Source organism: Oricola thermophila (assembly GCF_013358405.1).
GTDB classification, from domain to species: Bacteria; Pseudomonadota; Alphaproteobacteria; order Rhizobiales; family Rhizobiaceae; genus Oricola; species Oricola thermophila.
Genome location: NZ_CP054836.1, coordinates 1,334,920 through 1,350,886 on the forward strand (window position 1 = coordinate 1,334,920; position 15,967 = coordinate 1,350,886).

The 15,967-nt window shown below is 63.3% G+C and carries 11 protein-coding genes, 1 tRNA gene and 1 pseudogene; 7 read left to right on the plus strand and 6 right to left on the minus strand.

From position 1 onward, the window contains the following. Positions 1-242 precede the first annotated feature (242 nt). Positions 243-318, minus strand: a tRNA-Lys gene (locus HTY61_RS06470). A gap of 205 nt (positions 319-523) precedes the next feature. On the opposite strand from HTY61_RS06470, the gene HTY61_RS06475 reads away from it, so the two are divergent. After that, on the plus strand, positions 524-1,282 hold the full coding sequence (locus HTY61_RS06475; RefSeq protein ID WP_175276020.1) for a cytochrome c biogenesis CcdA family protein: 759 nt from the start codon (positions 524-526) through the stop codon (positions 1,280-1,282). Here HTY61_RS06475 and HTY61_RS06480 read toward each other — a convergent pair. Continuing rightward, a complete protein-coding gene (locus HTY61_RS06480) occupies positions 1,279-2,214 on the minus strand; it encodes a DMT family transporter (RefSeq protein WP_175276021.1) in 936 nt (311 codons plus the stop codon). The genes HTY61_RS06475 and HTY61_RS06480 overlap by 4 nt on opposite strands. Positions 2,215-2,350: 136 nt before the next feature. Here HTY61_RS06480 and glmU point away from each other — a divergent pair, with 136 nt between their 5' ends. Next, positions 2,351-3,706 carry a bifunctional UDP-N-acetylglucosamine diphosphorylase/glucosamine-1-phosphate N-acetyltransferase GlmU gene (gene glmU / locus HTY61_RS06485; RefSeq protein ID WP_175276022.1) on the plus strand — a complete coding sequence of 452 codons (1,356 nt, stop codon included), beginning with the start codon at positions 2,351-2,353 and terminating at the stop codon, positions 3,704-3,706. Here glmU and recG read toward each other — a convergent pair. Beyond that, positions 3,703-5,811, minus strand: coding sequence for an ATP-dependent DNA helicase RecG (gene recG / locus HTY61_RS06490; RefSeq protein ID WP_428978289.1), 2,109 nt, complete (start codon positions 5,809-5,811; stop codon positions 3,703-3,705). The genes glmU and recG overlap by 4 nt on opposite strands. 102 nt (positions 5,812-5,913) lie before the next feature. Here recG and HTY61_RS06495 point away from each other — a divergent pair, with 102 nt between their 5' ends. Both HTY61_RS06495 and mfd read left to right on the plus strand, forming a co-directional pair. Next, on the plus strand, positions 5,914-6,204 hold the full coding sequence (locus tag HTY61_RS06495; protein WP_175276023.1) for an FAD assembly factor SdhE: 291 nt from the start codon (positions 5,914-5,916) through the stop codon (positions 6,202-6,204). Then, positions 6,201-9,728 carry a transcription-repair coupling factor gene (mfd, locus tag HTY61_RS06500; RefSeq protein WP_175276024.1) on the plus strand — a complete coding sequence of 1,176 codons (3,528 nt, stop codon included), beginning with the start codon at positions 6,201-6,203 and terminating at the stop codon, positions 9,726-9,728. The genes HTY61_RS06495 and mfd overlap by 4 nt, the downstream gene beginning before the upstream one ends. An 85-nt stretch (positions 9,729-9,813) precedes the next feature. Here the strand turns inward: mfd and HTY61_RS06505 are convergent, their stop codons facing one another. Then, positions 9,814-10,431, minus strand: a complete 618-nt coding sequence (locus HTY61_RS06505) for an invasion associated locus B family protein (RefSeq protein ID WP_175278451.1) — start codon at positions 10,429-10,431, stop codon at positions 9,814-9,816. Between the two features lie 314 nt (positions 10,432-10,745). Between HTY61_RS06505 and HTY61_RS06510 the strand changes: the two are divergent. Then, positions 10,746-12,467, plus strand: a pseudogene (locus HTY61_RS06510) (extracellular solute-binding protein); the annotation flags it as partial. Further along, positions 12,464-13,126: a DsbA family oxidoreductase gene (locus HTY61_RS06515; protein ID WP_175276026.1), complete on the plus strand. Its 663-nt coding sequence runs from the start codon at positions 12,464-12,466 to the stop codon at positions 13,124-13,126. The pseudogene HTY61_RS06510 and the gene HTY61_RS06515, both read left to right, overlap by 4 nt. Position 13,127: 1 nt before the next feature. Here HTY61_RS06515 and hspQ read toward each other — a convergent pair whose 3' ends face one another. After that, positions 13,128-13,475 (minus strand): heat shock protein HspQ, encoded by a 348-nt coding sequence (hspQ, locus tag HTY61_RS06520; protein WP_175276027.1) that lies wholly within the window; start codon positions 13,473-13,475, stop codon positions 13,128-13,130. A gap of 123 nt (positions 13,476-13,598) precedes the next feature. On the opposite strand from hspQ, the gene HTY61_RS06525 reads away from it, so the two are divergent. Then, positions 13,599-14,567 carry an AEC family transporter gene (locus HTY61_RS06525; RefSeq protein ID WP_175276028.1) on the plus strand — a complete coding sequence of 323 codons (969 nt, stop codon included), beginning with the start codon at positions 13,599-13,601 and terminating at the stop codon, positions 14,565-14,567. On the opposite strand, the gene HTY61_RS06530 is transcribed toward HTY61_RS06525, so the two are convergent. After that, positions 14,509-15,753: a UbiH/UbiF family hydroxylase gene (locus HTY61_RS06530; protein WP_246272953.1), complete on the minus strand. Its 1,245-nt coding sequence runs from the start codon at positions 15,751-15,753 to the stop codon at positions 14,509-14,511. The genes HTY61_RS06525 and HTY61_RS06530 overlap by 59 nt on opposite strands. Positions 15,754-15,967 lie beyond the last annotated feature (214 nt).

Sequence of the window (15,967 nt, forward strand, 5' to 3'; positions counted from 1 at the left end):
GTTACGAACGGCTTAACAATCGAGGCCGAACAGGCTGAAAATGGGGCGCTTTCGCGAAAATCGGCACAAAGACCCGGCCAAAAGAGCAAGAATAGACGGGCTGCCGCAGCGTAAATGTACTCCGGATTGCGCCCCCGATGCTTGATTCGATTGCGCAGGCCGGCGGAAGGCGAATCACCGGCAGACTTATGCTTCCGGCGCGGGACCGGCATGGCGGGACGAAATGGATGCAAAAGGGGAAATGGTGAGCGCGCAGGGGTTCGAACCCTGGACCTACTGATTAAAAGTCAGTTGCTCTACCAGCTGAGCTACGCGCTCCCGACCGGCGGACCCGCCGTCAAGACGGCACGTTCATAGGGATGCCACTCCGGACGGTCAACAGCTATTTGCGTGTCCGCCGACGAAAAACGTGGCAATTCGCCGCCGCGCGAAATGGTGATTTCCACGCGAGGATCAGATGTCCTATGGAGACGCCGCCGCCTGCCGGGCGGCCTGTGCCATACATGAACGGACCGGAGCGGAAATGGCTGTCGACGTATCCTATGTCAGTGCGCTAGCGGCAGGTGCGCTTTCCTTCCTTTCGCCATGCGTCCTGCCGCTCGTGCCGCCCTACCTGTGCTACATGGCAGGCGTGTCGGTCGAACAGTTCCGCGGCGAAACGGGCCAGGGCGACGGCACGGTCGCGGCGGCGCCGGCGCGGCTGCCGCTTCTTGTCGCGTCACTGACCTTCGTCGCCGGCTTTACCACGGTTTTCGTCGCGCTCGGCGCCGGCGCCAGCACGATCGGCGCGCTGCTGCGGGCCTGGCAGGACTGGCTGGCGATGGCAGCCGGCGTCGTCATCATCCTGATGGGGCTGAACTTCCTCGGCGTCTTCCGGATAGCCTTGCTCTCGAGAGAAGCCCGGTTCCAGACTCAGGGCGCCCCCGCCAACCCATTCGCGGCCTATGTCATGGGCCTCGCTTTCGCCTTCGGCTGGACACCTTGCATCGGCCCGGTCCTCGGCCCGATCCTGACTCTTGCCGGCGCGCGCGAGAGCGTGGGGGAGGGCGCGGCGTTGCTCGCAGTCTATTCGGCCGGCCTCGGTATCCCGTTTCTCCTGGCAGCCATGTTCTCCGGGGCGTTCATGCGATTCATGCAATCCTTCCGCACCCATCTCGGGACGGTAGAAAAGGTTATCGGGGGGCTGTTGGTGATCGCCGGCATCCTTTTCCTCACCGGCGGCATGCAATCCATGTCGTTCTGGCTTTTGGAACGCTTCCCGGTTCTCGGCACGCTCGGCTAGGACTTGTTTTCGACCCGCCGGCGAAAAAGTCCGGAAGGGAAGGTTGCGACGATTACGCCCGCCATGACGAGGGCGATGCCTGTCGCGTGGTAGAAATGGAACTCCTCGCCGAGAAAAATGACGGAGAGACCGACTCCGCAAGGCGGCATCAAATACATGAACACCCCGGCGATTGATGCGCCGAGTGTGCGCACGCCGTACTGATACGTCGAAAACGCCAGCAGCGATGAAATGAAGATGATTCCTGAAATGGCCATCCAGCTGTGCAATCCCGCCGGAAACCCGTGGCCGCGTGACAATTCCCAAACTGCCATGGGCAAATTGACCAGTGCGCCGAACATGGCGACCAGTCCGAACAGCATCAAATTGCTCGCCCGGCGGATCGGCTCGGAGCGGTACAGGATCGAATAGCCTGCCCAACCGAATGCCGCCAGCAGCACCAGCACGTCGCCGAGGTTGAACGACAGTGACCACAAGGTTTCAAACGAACCGCGAAGAACGATGACGGCAACGCCGGCGAATGCGGCAATCGTCCCGACCATTTCGCGCGCGTGGCTGCGTCGCCCATACAGGACTCGTTCAAGGACAATAATGAGCACCGGTGATGTCGTGTAGATCAGCGTGCCGTTGGTCGCGGTCGTGAAATTCAAGGCCAGATAGATGCCACCCCCGCATACGCCCATGCCGAGAAAGCCGAGCAGCGCCAGACGTTTCAGCTCGCCCCTCAACAAGGGCCCGACCGTCGCCCGGTGCCGGAAGACAAACGGTGAGAGAATTAGCGCGACGCAACTCCAGCGAATCGTCGCGAGCAGGAACGGGGCGATTTCACCCGACACGTATCGGCCGAAAACGAGATTGCTCGAAAAGAACAGCGGCGATGCCAGCATCACCAGATATGGCAGGTACGTTGGCGAATACTGGTTGTCGGACATGTTACCGCCATAGATGCCCGGGACGGAGTGGACAAGTGGGGCCGCGACGGGAATCCGTTTCCCGGATGGAAACCGCGCGTGAATCCCGCTATGCGCTGACTCGTCCGCACACTAGATCCGCCCGGAGGCCCATCTCATGGCTCGCAGCTGTCTGACCATCATCCTTGCCGCTGGACAGGGAACCCGGATGAAGTCCGCCCTGCCGAAAGTGCTCCACCCGGTAGCCGGCCTGCCGATGGCCGCGCATGTCGCGAGGACGGCACAGGCGGCGGGCTCGGAATCCATTGCCGTCGTTATCGGCCACGGCGGCGCCGAAGTGCGACAGACCCTGTCGGGCATGCTGGATGGTGCAACCTTTCACGAGCAGGACGGACAGCTCGGCACGGCCCACGCGGTACTGGCGGCGCGCGATTCGATCGCGAAGGGATACGATGACGTTCTCGTCATGTTCGGCGACACCCCACTTGTCCGCCCCGGTGTCATGCGCGCTGCCCGCGCGCGTCTCGCGGAGGGGGCTTCGGTCGCTGTGGTGGGCTTCCGGCCCGCAGATCCCTCGGGTTACGGCAGGCTGATCGAGAGGGACGGCGAACTCGTGGCAATTCGCGAGGATCGTGAAGCAAACGATGAAGAAAGGCGGATAGGCTTTTGTAATGGCGGAATAATGGCCTTTTCCGGTGACTCCATTCTGGAGCTGCTGAATGCCGTCGGCAACGACAATGCCAAGGGCGAATACTACATGACCGACGCGGTGGAAATCGCCCGGAGCCTGGGCCGGAGGGTCGTCGCCATAGAAGCGCCGGTCGAGGATGTCGTCGGCGTGAACACGCGCCGCGACCTCGCTGCGGTGGAAGCGATCTGGCAGCATCGCGCCCGTTGCGACTTCCTCGACAGCGGCGTGACCATGCTCGCCCCGGACACGGTTTTCCTGCATCACGACACGAAGATCGAGCCCGATGCGATTATCGAGCCGAATGTCGTCTTCGGCCCCGGTGTCGAGATCAAGGCCGGCGCGCGCATTCGCTCGTTCTCCTACATGGAAGGGGCGGTCGTGGGAGAGAATGCCGAAATCGGCCCCTTTGCCCGGCTGCGCCCCGGCGCCCGGCTTTCGGAAAAATCCAAGGTGGGCAATTTCTGCGAGGTGAAGAATTCCGAGATAGGCGAGGGGGCTAAGGTGAACCACCTGACCTATGTCGGCGATTCGGTGGTCGGCCCCCGCGCCAATCTGGGTGCTGGCACCATCACCTGCAACTATGACGGCTACGGCAAGCACCTTACGGAAATCGGCGCCAACGCCTTCGTCGGCTCGAACACCTCCCTGGTCGCCCCGGTGCGCATCGGGGACAACGCCTATATCGCTTCCGGTTCGGTCGTGACCGACGAGGTGCCCGACGACGCCGTTGCCTTCGCCCGCTCGCGCCAGATCAACAAGGAGGGGCTGGCACCGAAGCTGCGCGCGCGTTTCAAGGCGGCGAAGGAAGCGAAAAAGGGCTAGCCCGCCCGCAGCAGGCGGATCGCCTCGTCACGTTCGAAAAGGTAGAGCAGGATACGCAGCGCCGCACCGCGCTCCGTATCCAGGTCGGCATCCGTCTCGATGATGAGTCGCGCATCGTCGCGGGCGACTTCCAGCAAGTCCGCGTGATCGGCTAGCGAGGCCAGCCGGTAGCTGGCTGAGCCGGACTGGCGGGTACCGAGCACCTCGCCTTCGCCGCGGAGCTTCAGATCCTCCTCCGCAATGCGGAAGCCGTCCTCGGTTTCCCGCATGATCGCCAGCCGCGCGTGAGCCACCTCGCCAAGCGGCTCCTTGTAGAGCAAAAGGCAGGTGGAGCGTCCCGTGCCGCGCCCGACACGGCCACGCAACTGGTGCAATTGCGCGAGACCGAATCGCTCGGCGTGCTCGATCACCATGATCGTCGCGTCCGGCACGTCGACGCCGACCTCGATCACAGTCGTTGCCACCAGCAGGCGTATTTCTCCGTCCTTGAATGCCTGCATGACGGCATCCTTTTCCTCGCCCTTCATACGCCCGTGCACGATGCCCATCGGCGCGTCGATCGCCTTTTTCAGCGCGTCGAAACGTTCCTCGACCGACACGACCTTCAATTCGTCGTTTTCCTCGACGAGCGGACATATCCAGTAGATCTTCTCGCCCCGCGCCATGGCGCTGCGGGCCCGTTCCACCACCTCATCCAGGCGTCCGGCGGGAACCGTCACGGTCTGCACGGGCTGCCGGCCCGGCGGCTTGGTATCGAGCCTGGAGACATCCATGTCGCCATAGGCGGTGAGCACCAGAGTGCGGGGGATCGGCGTCGCCGTCATGACGAGCATGTCCGAATGCTGCCCCTTGGACGACAGCATGAGGCGCTGGTGCACGCCGAACCTGTGCTGCTCGTCGACAACGGCAAGGCCGAGATCCCGGAACTGCACGCTTTCCTGGAACAGGGCGTGCGTGCCGACGAGAATGTCGATCTCACCGGCCTTCAGCGCCGCCAGCGTTTCCTCGCGGGCCTTGCCCTTTTCCCGCCCGGTTAGAATTCGGATCGTCAGACCCGCTGCCTCGACCAGCGGGCCGATGGAGGCGAAATGCTGGCGCGCGAGGATTTCCGTCGGCGCCATCATCGCGGCTTGCGCGCCGGCCTCGATGACGTTCGCCATTGCCAGCAGTGCAACGATGGTCTTTCCGGACCCGACATCGCCCTGCAGCAGCCGCAACATGCGCTCCGGCCGTTCCTGGTCCGTGCGGATCTCGCCGAGCGCGCGTTCCTGCGCGTCCGTCAGGCTGTATGGGAAGGTTTCCCGAATCCGGCCGGCAATCTCGCCGTTGCCCTTGAAAACGCGGCCCGCCGTTTTCTTCATCTTTCGGCGAACCAGGCCGAGCGCCAGCTGTCCAGACAGGAGTTCGTCGTAAGCCAGCCGCCTGCGCGCCGGCGTCTGCAGATCGACGTCGGCGGCATCGCGCGGCGCATGCAACCGCTCGAGGCTCTCGCGGAAGTTGGGGAAGTCCTGTTTGGCCAAGAGGTGCGGGTCGATCCATTCCGGCAGTTCCGGCACCCGTTCAAGCGCGGACAGGACTGCCTTGCGCAGAACCTTGCCCGACAATCCGGCCGTCAGCGGATAGACCGGCTCGACCAACGGCAGGGACCCGGCGTTCTCCTCGGATACGATATGGTCCGGATGGACCATAGTCGGCCGGCCGTTGAACCACTCGACGCGACCGGAAACGAGGACGGTCTCGCCGACGGGCAGGGCCCTTTCCAGCCATGCGGCCTTGGCGTGAAAGAACACGAGCCCGATTTCGCCAGTCTCGTCGTGGGCGAAAACCCGATAGGGCACGTTGCCGCGCCCACGCGGCGAGGGCTGGTGCCGGTCCACGCGAACCTTCAGCGTAACGATGGCGCCCTCCGGCGCCAGCGCGACACCGGGTTGCTTCCGCCTGTCGATAATCGAATGGGGCAGGTGGAACGCGAGGCCAAGCACACGCGGTTCTTCCATCGCCTCCGGCACGGGCAGAAGGTTTGCAAGCGTCCGCGCCAGACGCGGGCCGATCCCGTCGATGACGCTGACGGGCGCGAACAGGGGATCGAGAACGGGCGGGCGCATGACGCCATCTTTCATGTCGGCAACGGACTGATCAAGGCTGACAAGTGGCCGGGCGGGCGTTATACCGGCCTCCATTCTCCAATCCCTCAAAGACCGGTCGCCATGTCTCCGTCACAGCAGGACGCTTGCAACAATCTCGAATCCCGTCGTCGTCGCGCCAGATTTCGCGCCTGGCACCGGGGCATGAAGGAGATGGACCTGCTGCTCGGCAAATATGCCGACGCGCAGGTGGACTCGATGACACTGGAAGACCTCGACAGCTTCGAGGCGCTGCTGGAGATACTCGATCGCGATCTGTTCAAGTGGTTCACGGGCGAAGGGCCGGTTCCGGCCGAACAGGATACGCCGCTGTTCCGCGCGATCTGCGAGTTCCACGGAATCGGACGCAAATGAGCGCGAAGCCGAAAAAGCCCTGGATCGACGTTCCAGACATCCCCGCCGATGCCGGACGCGTGGCGTTTTCGTCAGTCTCCGCCGGAGCGGAGCCGTTCGTTGTCAACGCCCTGTGCTCGAAGGCTGCCGCCGCGGGCGGCCCGGTCATCTATGTCGCGCGCGACGGAGCGGCGCTGGGTGACTGGATGCAGGTCTTTTCCTTCGTCGCCCCGGACATCGAGATCGTCGACTTTCCTGCCTGGGACTGCCTTCCCTATGACCGGGTTTCGCCCGGGGCCGATGTCTCGGCACGCCGACTAGCGGCGATGAGCCGGATCGCGGAACTGCGCGACAACCCGGCTCCGGCGGTGATCGTGACCACGGCCAACGCGGTACTGCAGCGGATGCCGCGTCCCGAGACGATCGCCGAACAGACGATCGTGGCCAGACCAGGCCAGCATGTGCGCATGGACGATATCGCCACTGCGCTGGCAACTGCCGGGTTCGAGCGCGTTCCGACGGTGCGCGAGGTCGGCGAGTATGCCGTGCGCGGCGGCATCCTGGATATCCTCGCGCCCGGAATGGACGAGGCAATGCGGCTCGATTTCTTCGGCGACACGCTGGAAAGCGTGCGCGCCTTCGACCCGGCCACGCAACGCACCACCGGCCAGCGGAAGGAATTCACCCTTCGGCCGGCCAGCGAGATCTCGCTGACGGCGGAAAGCGTCGCACGGTTCCGCCAGGGCTATCTGACGACATTCGGCGCGCCGACGCGCGACGACGCGCTCTACGCCTCGGTCACCAGCCAGCAGCGCTTCGCCGGAATGGAACACTGGTTGCCGCTGTTCCACGACGAACTGACGACGCTGTTCGACTGCCTGCCCGAGGCGCCGGTGGTGCTCGAACACTTGGTGCGGGAAGCACTGACGGAACGGCGCGCCATGATCGAGGATCACTACGAGGCCCGCCAGAACCAGTCGGACGGCATGCTCGGCGGGGACGGCGTACCCTACAAGCCGCTGCCGCCCGATGCCCTCTACCTGACACCGGACGAGGCGATAGGGCGCGCGACCTCGCGGCTGACCATCGATCTCTCGCCCTTCGGCGTGCCCGAGACCCCCGAAACTTCTGTCTTCGATCTCGGCATAGCGGCCGGTCGGAACTTCGCCATGGAACGCGCGGACAAGGAGGCCAATGTCTTCGACCAGGCCGCGAAACACATCGCGGCCCTGCGCGCCAACGGCAAGCGCGTGTTCCTGGCCGGCTGGAGCGAGGGATCGCTGGCGCGGCTGATCCAGATCCTCGAGGAACACGGGCTGGAAGGCATCGAGACCGTCTCGGGCGTCGGCGTCGCCGCCGCGATGAACCGCACGCGAATTCCCGCCGCAGTCCTCAGCATCGAACACGGTTTCGAAACCGACAAGTTCGCTCTTGTCGCGGAGCAGGACATACTCGGCGACCGGCTGGTGCGCCATCGGCGTCGGAAGAAGGCCTCCGACTTCATCTCGGAAGCCTCGGCGCTTGCCGAGGGCGACATTGTCGTCCACGTCGATCACGGCATCGGACAGTTCGTCGGCCTGCGCACGATCGAGGCCGCCGGCGCCCCGCACGACTGCCTCGAGATCGTCTATGCCGGGGACGGGCGTCTGTTCCTGCCGGTCGAAAACATCGAACTTCTATCGCGCTACGGATCGGATGCCAGCACGGCTGTTCTGGACCGGCTCGGCGGCGGCGCATGGCAGGCGCGCAAGGCCAAGCTGAAGAAGCGCCTGCTCGACATGGCCGACCAGCTGATCCGCATTGCCGCGGCGCGCGAGGCCCGCTCCGCGCCGGTGCTGCGGCCGCCGGAAGGGCTCTATGACGAATTCGCGGCGCGCTTCCCCTATGACGAGACCGAAGACCAGATGGCAGCCATCGACGCGGTGATCGGCGACCTTGTCGCCGGCAAGCCGATGGACCGGCTGGTCTGCGGCGATGTCGGCTTCGGCAAGACCGAGGTGGCGATCCGCGCCGCCTTCATCGCCGCGCTCAACGGCCAGCAGGTCGCCGTCGTCGTGCCGACCACGCTGCTCGCCCGCCAGCATTACCGCTCCTTCAGCGAGCGGTTCCGCGGACTGCCGGTGAAGGTCGCCCATGCCTCGCGCCTGGCCGGACCGAAGGCGCTGGCCGAGGCGAAGAAGGGCATCGCCGACGGCAGCGTAGACATCGTCGTGGGCACCCACGCGCTGCTCGGGTCCGGCATAAGCTTCAAGAACCTGGGGCTGCTGATCGTCGACGAGGAGCAGCATTTCGGCGTCAAGCACAAGGAACGGCTCAAGGAGCTGAAATCCGACGTCCACGTGCTGACGCTGACCGCGACGCCGATCCCGCGCACGCTGCAACTGGCCATGACGGGAGTGCGCGAGCTGTCGCTGATCTCCACGCCGCCGGTCGACCGGCTTGCCGTGCGCACCTTCGTCGCGCCGTTCGACCCGCTGGTCATCCGCGAAACCCTGCTGCGCGAGCGCTATCGCGGCGGCCAGAGCTTCTATGTCTGCCCGCGCATTTCCGACCTCGCGGAGGTGAATGCCTTCCTGGACGAGCACGTGCCGGAACTGAAGGTCGCCGTGGCGCATGGCCAGATGCCGCCGGGTGAGCTCGACGACATCATGAACGCCTTCTACGACGGCAGCTACGACGTACTGCTGTCGACCACCATCGTGGAATCGGGGCTGGACATTCCGACCGCGAACACGATGATCGTGCATCGCGCCGACATGTTCGGCCTCGCGCAGCTCTACCAGATCCGGGGTCGGGTGGGCCGGTCCAAGGTCCGTGCCTACGCGCTGCTGACGCTGCCGGCAAAGAAGACACTCACCAAGACGGCGGAACGGCGGCTGAAGGTGCTGCAGTCCCTCGACTCGCTGGGCGCCGGTTTCCAGCTCGCCAGCCACGATCTCGACATCCGCGGAGGCGGGAACCTGCTGGGGGAGGAACAATCCGGCCATATCAAGGAAGTCGGCTTCGAGCTTTACCAGCAGATGCTCGAGGAGGCGGTACTGGAAATGAAGGGCGAGCAGGTGGACGATCACGGCCAGTGGTCGCCGCAGATCTCGGTGGGCACGGCGGTCATGATCCCGGAAGGTTACGTCGGCGACCTGCAACTGCGCCTGTCGCTCTACCGCCGGCTCGGCGAGCTCGAGGACGTCCGCGATATCGATGCCTTCGGCGCGGAACTGGCCGACCGGTTCGGCCCGCTGCCCGAGGAGGTCGAGCACCTGCTCAAGGTCGTCTACATCAAGGCACTGTGCCGCAAGGCGAATATCGAGAAGCTGGACGCCGGGCCGAAGGGCGCCGTGATCCAGTTCCGCAACGGCGAATTCGCCGATCCGGCCGGTCTCGTCGCCTATATCAGCGAGCAGGGCTCGTTGGCGAAGATACGGCCCGACCAGTCGGTCCTGTTTACCCGCGACTGGCCAACCCCTGCGAAGCGGCTTGCCGGCAGTGCCGTGCTGGCGACCAAGCTTGCCAATCTCGCCGAATCGGCTGCCAGCGAGGCGGCCTGACCGTCACTGCACGACCGCCGGCAGAAGCCGCATAAAAAAACGGGGCCGCGAAGGCCCCGTCCATCAGATGCCGCGCAGGGCGCGGTCAGTTGGCCTGCTTGGCCTTTTCCTGCTCCTCGAGCAGTTTCTTCTGGAAATCCTCGCGGCGCTTCTCGATCGCCTCCTGCAACTGCTGCTGGCGGCTCTCGACCTCCGACTGCTTCAGCGGCTCGCCCTCGAAAGCCGCGGTGAAGCCGGAAAGCGAAATGGTGATCGGATTCGGCTGGTTCTGGAAGTTGATGGAAGTCAGCGTCATCTCGCCGCCCTTCTTCAGCGACGCGACCAGGGCATCGGTGAGCGGAGCTTCCGCAATGCAGCGATCGGGCAGGCAGATTGCGTAGTCGATCTTCTGCGCCTGACCGCCGTCGATCTGCATACCGATGCCGGCCGGGATAACGCGACCGGTCGGTACCGCTATCTGGAAGATGGCGCGATTCACCTTTCCGGTAATCTGGATCAGGTTCACTGCGGTCAGAAGCTGGCCGGTATTTGCCGTGCGGATGTTTTGCACATTGCAGATGTCGTTGTCTTCCTGCTTGCTGCAAACCTTGAACCAACCCTGCGGAACCTGCGGCGCCTGCGCCTGCGCAGCGGACATGATGCCGGTCGCGGCAATGCCCGCGGACAGGACTGCGGCAATGGATTTACGGATAGTGGCGCGCATTAAGCTGCATCCTTTTCTACGGTACTGAAATCGGTCTAGCGAACCGGTGGTATTCAATTGCGGCTACACCATGACGGATTGTTTTGGGCGGTGTGATACACAGGGATACCCGGCAATTCCAGCCCTGTTTCGTCGTTCAACCGAATTTACCGTAAACGCTGGATTTGCCGCATCTGCGTGCTAGGTTCCGATTCCAGCGTCAGCGACGAACCGAAGAGAGGACGATGCGCGCCATATACATAGCCCTGATCGCAGCAGTCGGAATCATCGTGACGGCAGCCTCGGCGTCATTTGCAGAGCCCATGCACGGCATTGCCATGCATGGCCAACCGGCGCTGCCCGCCGACTATACGCACTTCCCCTATGCCGATCCCGATGCGCCGCGCGGCGGTTCGATCAGGTACGGCGTGCGCGGAACCTTCGACAGCCTCAACCCGTTCGTCCTAGCCAGCATGCGCACGACGGCGCGCGGCATATGGGATCCCGAGTTCGGCAATCTCGTCTACGAGTCGCTGATGGTACGATCGCGCGACGAGCCGTTCACGATGTACGGGCTGATCGCGGAGAAGATCGAAACCGACCCTGACCGCACATGGGCCGAGTTCACGATCAATCCGAAGGCGCACTGGTCGGACGGCGTGCCGATCACGCCGGAGGACGTGATATTTACCTATGAGCTCCTCACCGTGAAGGGACGTCCGCCGTACAACCGCCGGATGGACCGGATCGCGAAAATCGAGAAAACCGGCGAGAACAAGGTGAAATTCACCTTCAACGAGAAGGCGGACCGCGAATTCCCGTTGATCATCGCTCTGACGCCGGTCTTGCCCAAACACGCCATCGATCCGGAAACTTTCGATCAATCGACGCTTGAGCCGCCCGTCGGCAGCGGCCCCTACCTTGTCGAAAGCGTCGAGCCGGGAACCCGCATCACCTACAGGCGCGATCCCGATTACTGGGGCAGGGACATCCCGTCCAAGCGCGGATTCGACAACTACGAGCGCATCACGATCGAGTACTTCCGCGACCAGACGGCCATGTTCGAAGCCTTCAAGAAGGGCATTTTCGACATCTATCCAGAAGGCGATCCCGTGAAGTGGGAGAGTGCCTACGAATTTCCCGCCGTGAAGGAAGGCAAGATCCGGAAATCGGCGTTCAAGTCGCGCGCGCCGGTGCCCATGTTCGGATTTTTCTTCAACACGCGACGTGAGCAGTTCGCCGATCCTAAGGTTCGGGAGGCGCTCGCCATGTTGTTCGACTTCGAATGGGTGAACAGAAACCTGTTCGAGGGGCGCTACAAGCGCACCGGTTCTTTCTGGCAGAATTCCGAAGAGCTGTCCGCGCTTGGCCGCCCGGCCGACGAAAGGGAGAAGGCCCTGCTGGCACCTTATCCGGATGCCGTCCTTCCTGAGGTAATGGACGGGACCTATGCGCCAGCCAAAACCAACGGGTCCGGACGTGACCGGTCGGTGCTACGCGCTGCGCTGGAGAAGTTCGCCGAAGCCGGGTACGCGATCGAGGACGGCAGGCTGGTGAAGGACGGCAAGCAACTGGCCTTCGAGATCATGACGTCCAACCTGGACGAGGAGAAGATGGCGCTTACCTACCAGCGCACCGCGGAAACGCTCGGAATCGCGGTGTCCGTGCGCACTGTCGACGACGCCCAATTCCAGAAACGCCGGCAGACCTGGGATTACGACATGACCGCCGCCAGCCTCACCGCATCACTTTCCCCCGGCGCAGAGCAGATATGGCGATGGGATTCGCGCTCCCGGGATCCCGAGGGTACCTTCAATTATGCCGGTGCCTCCGATCCCGCGATCGACGCCATGATAGAGGCCATGCTTGCCGCCCGTGAGCGGGAGGACTTCGCCGCTGCCGTGCGCGCCCTCGACCGCATACTGATCTCGGGCCACTACGTGATTCCGCTCTATCACATCGACGAGAAGTGGGTGGCGCATCGAGATCAGGTGAAGTTCCCCGAATACACGCCGCTTTACGGCTATCAGCTGCCCGTGTGGTGGTCCGAGAAATGACCGCGGTTCATGTCGACATCGTCTCCGACGTGATGTGCCCGTGGTGCTATATCGGCAAGCGGCGTTTCGAGAAGGCTGTTGCGTTGCTCGACGGGGAATGCACGGTTCAGGTTGCCTGGCGCCCGTTTCAGCTCGATCCGACCCTGCCACCCGAGGGAAAGGATCGTGACACCTATCTGGCGGAGAAGTTTGGCGGAATCGAACGGGCACGGGAACTCTATCGCAACATGGAGAAGGCCGGGGCGGGCGAAGGCATACCTTTCCGTTTCGACTCTATCGCCCTTTCGCCCAATACGCTCGACGCCCACCGGCTGATACGCTGGGCGCAGAACGCGGGGGACGGCACGCAGGACAAGGTCGTCGAGCAACTGTTTCGGTTGTTTTTCCTGGAAGGTGCCAATATCGGCGATCACGCCGTATTGGCAGGCGTGGCGGGCGATGCCGGCATGGATGCGGCCGTAGTGAAAGCCCTTTTGGCGAGTGACGCCGACCGGGATGCCGTCTCGGAGGAAATTGTGACTGCGCAGCGGATGGGTGTTACCGGCGTACCGTGCTTCATTTTTGACAACCGCTACGCGGTCATGGGCGCACAGGATGCGGACACGATCGTGGATGCGATCCGCCAGGTTGCCGAGCAAAAGGGCGCGGCAACCGGCTGATTCAGTGCTCCAGACCCGGCCGGATCAGATAGCGCTTGGCGTCCGAAATCCATTCGAATACCTCGGGCACCTGAGGGTGCCGGACCGGCTCGCCGCTTTCGTCCGGTAGCAGGTTCTGCTCCGATACATAGGCGATATATTCCGTCTCCGCATTCTCGGCGAACAGGTGATAAAAGGGCTGGTCGCGGCGCGGGCGCATATCCTCGGGAATGGATTCGTACCATTCCTCAGTATTCGCAAACTCCGGATCGACATCGAAGATCACGCCCCGGAACGGGTAGATCCGGTGACGGACGATATCACCGATCGCATAACGCGCGGTAACGGTCTTTGGGTTCTTTCTAGCCATGACCAAGATTTGTGACAGGCCACGCGCGATTTCAAGAGGTGGCCAGTATGCACAACCCCTTCTTGACCCGGCAGCTCCGGCCCGATAGCTGCTGGAGCCCTGCGCGACGCGGGAAGGAATCGCATGTCCAATGTAGTCGGATTGGTGCTGCCGTTCTTCGGCCTGATCCTTCTTGGATTCGTGACAGCGAAAATCGTCCGCCAGAAGCTCGACGCGCTGGGCTGGATGAACACCTTCATCATCTTTGTCGCCCTGCCTGCACTCTTCTTCAACCTGCTTTCGAAGACCCCGGTCGAGGAACTAACGCAGTGGCGCTTCGTCGTCGGGGCGACATTTGGCACCTACATCGTCTTTTCGCTGATGTTCGTTATCGCGATCATCCGCTCGCGCGGGGATGTCGCCGAAAGCACGATCAAAGGTCTCGCCGCCGCCTACGGCAATATCGGTTATATGGGGCCGGGCCTCGCACTGCTTGCCTTTGGAGAGGAGGCGGTCGTTCCGGTGGCGCTGGTGTTCTGCTTTGATAACACGCTGCATTTCGTCATCGCACCCCTGATGATGGCGCTTTCCGGGCGCGACGCCTCGCACCGAACTCCGGTGCAACTCGCCCTCGACGTCGCGAAGCGCGTTTTCACGCATCCGTTCATCCTGGCGACCATGATCGGCGTCGGAGCAGCCGTGATTTCCTTCCGTCCGCCGGCGGCGGCCCAGACGCTGCTCGACTACCTTGCGAACGCCGCTGCGCCCTGCGCTCTGTTCGCCATGGGCGTAACCTTGGCACTGCGTCCGGTGAATCGGGTTCCCGCCGACATGGCCTTCATAGTCGCGATCAAGCTCGCCGTGCATCCGGCCATCGTCTACGTGCTTCTGAGCTGGCTCGGCAATTTCCCGCCGGTCTGGGTCTATTCCGGCGTGTTGCTCGCAGCGCTGCCCACGGCAACCAATGTCTTCGTCATCGCACAGCAATACGGCGTCTGGGTCGAGCGCGCCTCCGCCTCGGTCCTGATCACCACCACAACCTCGGTTCTCTCGGTTACCGGGCTTCTGTACGCCATGACGAACGGCCTGCTGCCACCCGATCTATTTCCCTGAGCGGCCGACTGAACATGCTCCGCAGCCCTGCGCCCGGTGCAAGGCCCTCGCGCATGGCGATGTGGCGCAGTGGCGGCATGGCAGCCAGCAGCCCGAGCCCCACGGCTCGCGCAAGCTGAACCGGAAGGAAACCGGTGAGCAGCGATCGGTTGAGCAGATCGACCGTTCCGGTTCGGGTGGTGACGTCGAGCCGCCGCATCCTGTCATAACGCGATGTGACGGCGACCGCCCCGGGATCGGCACCCGCGGATTCGAGGCATTTTCCAAGATCCGCGATGTCGCGCAGCGAAAGATTGAGGCCTTGGGCGCCGATAGGAGGGAAGATGTGCGCTGCCTGGCCGATCAGCATGAGGCGTTCCGCTCCGAAGCGATTTGCGATCATGCCGGAAAGCGGCCAGCATTGCGGCCTGGATACGTCGCTGACCGCACCGAGCATGGATTGCATCTTGCGCTCGATCATTCCCGCCAGGGTCTCGCTGTCAAGCGTCGCGATCCGTTCCGCCTCCTGGGGGCGCTCGACCCACACGAGGCTGGACCGCTTGCCTCCGCGCATCGGCACTTGCGCGAAGGGACCTGTTTCGCGATGAAACTCCGTGGAAACGAAATGGTGATCGCGGCCGTGCGCGAAAGTCAGCACGATGGCCGTCTGCGGATAGTTCCATGTACGGGTGCCGATGCCCGCCGTTTCCCGCATCAGCGACTTAACCCCGTCCGCGGCAACGATCAGACTTGATTGAAGCGTTTCTCCATCGGAGAGCGCCAGTTTCGCCGCATCGGGACCGAAGGATACAGTTTCGGCCATCGCGTCAACCACCCGTATCCTCGGTGATGCGTCGATGGCATGTTGAAGCGCGGCATTGAGCACACGGTTGACGATGTTGTAGCCGAAGGCTTCCTCGTCGATCTCGTGGGCCTGGAAGGTGACAGTTGGCGCACGCACCAACCGGCTGGTGCCGTCGACCAGACGCATGGTGCGCATCGGCGTCGCCTCGTCGGCCAGTTCAGGCCATGCGCCGAGTTCCTGCAACAGGCGGATGCCGGGCATCATGACGGCCGTGGTGCGTTCGTCCGTTTCGAGGAACGTTCCCGACGGCGCAACCAGCACAACCTCATATCCGTGCCGTGCAGCCTCGAGCGCCGCAGCCATGCCGGCCGGCCCGCCGCCCACGATCGCGATATCGTTCATGGTCAAAGGAAGGTCCTTTCTGGCAATTCGCCATAGGATGTGGCGAAGCGGGGCGGTCCTGTCCAGCCCGTTTTGCCGGTTTCGGCGAGGCGAACTGCCGCATGACAGGCCCCTTTGCCTGACCGACCGGTAAAAAACCTTCGGAAAACCCTGTATTTCAACCCTTTTCCCATTTGCGCAGTCAGCCGGAATGCGCTTAGCTTTGCAAAGCAAG

Excerpts from the sequence above, each read along its gene's own strand:
- HTY61_RS06530 (WP_246272953.1), bottom strand. The coding sequence starts at position 15,753 with ATGAACGATATCGCGATCGTGGGCGGCGGGCCGGCCGGCATGGCTGCG.
- hspQ (WP_175276027.1), bottom strand. The coding sequence starts at position 13,475 with ATGGCTAGAAAGAACCCAAAGACCGTTACCGCGCGTTATGCGATCGGT.
- HTY61_RS06515 (WP_175276026.1), top strand. The coding sequence starts at position 12,464 with ATGACCGCGGTTCATGTCGACATCGTCTCCGACGTGATGTGCCCGTGG.
- recG (WP_428978289.1), bottom strand. The coding sequence starts at position 5,811 with ATGCGCCCGCCCGTTCTCGATCCCCTGTTCGCGCCCGTCAGCGTCATC.
- HTY61_RS06480 (WP_175276021.1), bottom strand. The coding sequence starts at position 2,214 with ATGTCCGACAACCAGTATTCGCCAACGTACCTGCCATATCTGGTGATG.
- HTY61_RS06505 (WP_175278451.1), bottom strand. The coding sequence starts at position 10,431 with ATGCGCGCCACTATCCGTAAATCCATTGCCGCAGTCCTGTCCGCGGGC.
- mfd (WP_175276024.1), top strand. The coding sequence starts at position 6,201 with ATGAGCGCGAAGCCGAAAAAGCCCTGGATCGACGTTCCAGACATCCCC.
- glmU (WP_175276022.1), top strand. The coding sequence starts at position 2,351 with ATGGCTCGCAGCTGTCTGACCATCATCCTTGCCGCTGGACAGGGAACC.
- HTY61_RS06525 (WP_175276028.1), top strand. The coding sequence starts at position 13,599 with ATGTCCAATGTAGTCGGATTGGTGCTGCCGTTCTTCGGCCTGATCCTT.
- HTY61_RS06495 (WP_175276023.1), top strand. The coding sequence starts at position 5,914 with ATGTCTCCGTCACAGCAGGACGCTTGCAACAATCTCGAATCCCGTCGT.
- HTY61_RS06475 (WP_175276020.1), top strand. The coding sequence starts at position 524 with ATGGCTGTCGACGTATCCTATGTCAGTGCGCTAGCGGCAGGTGCGCTT.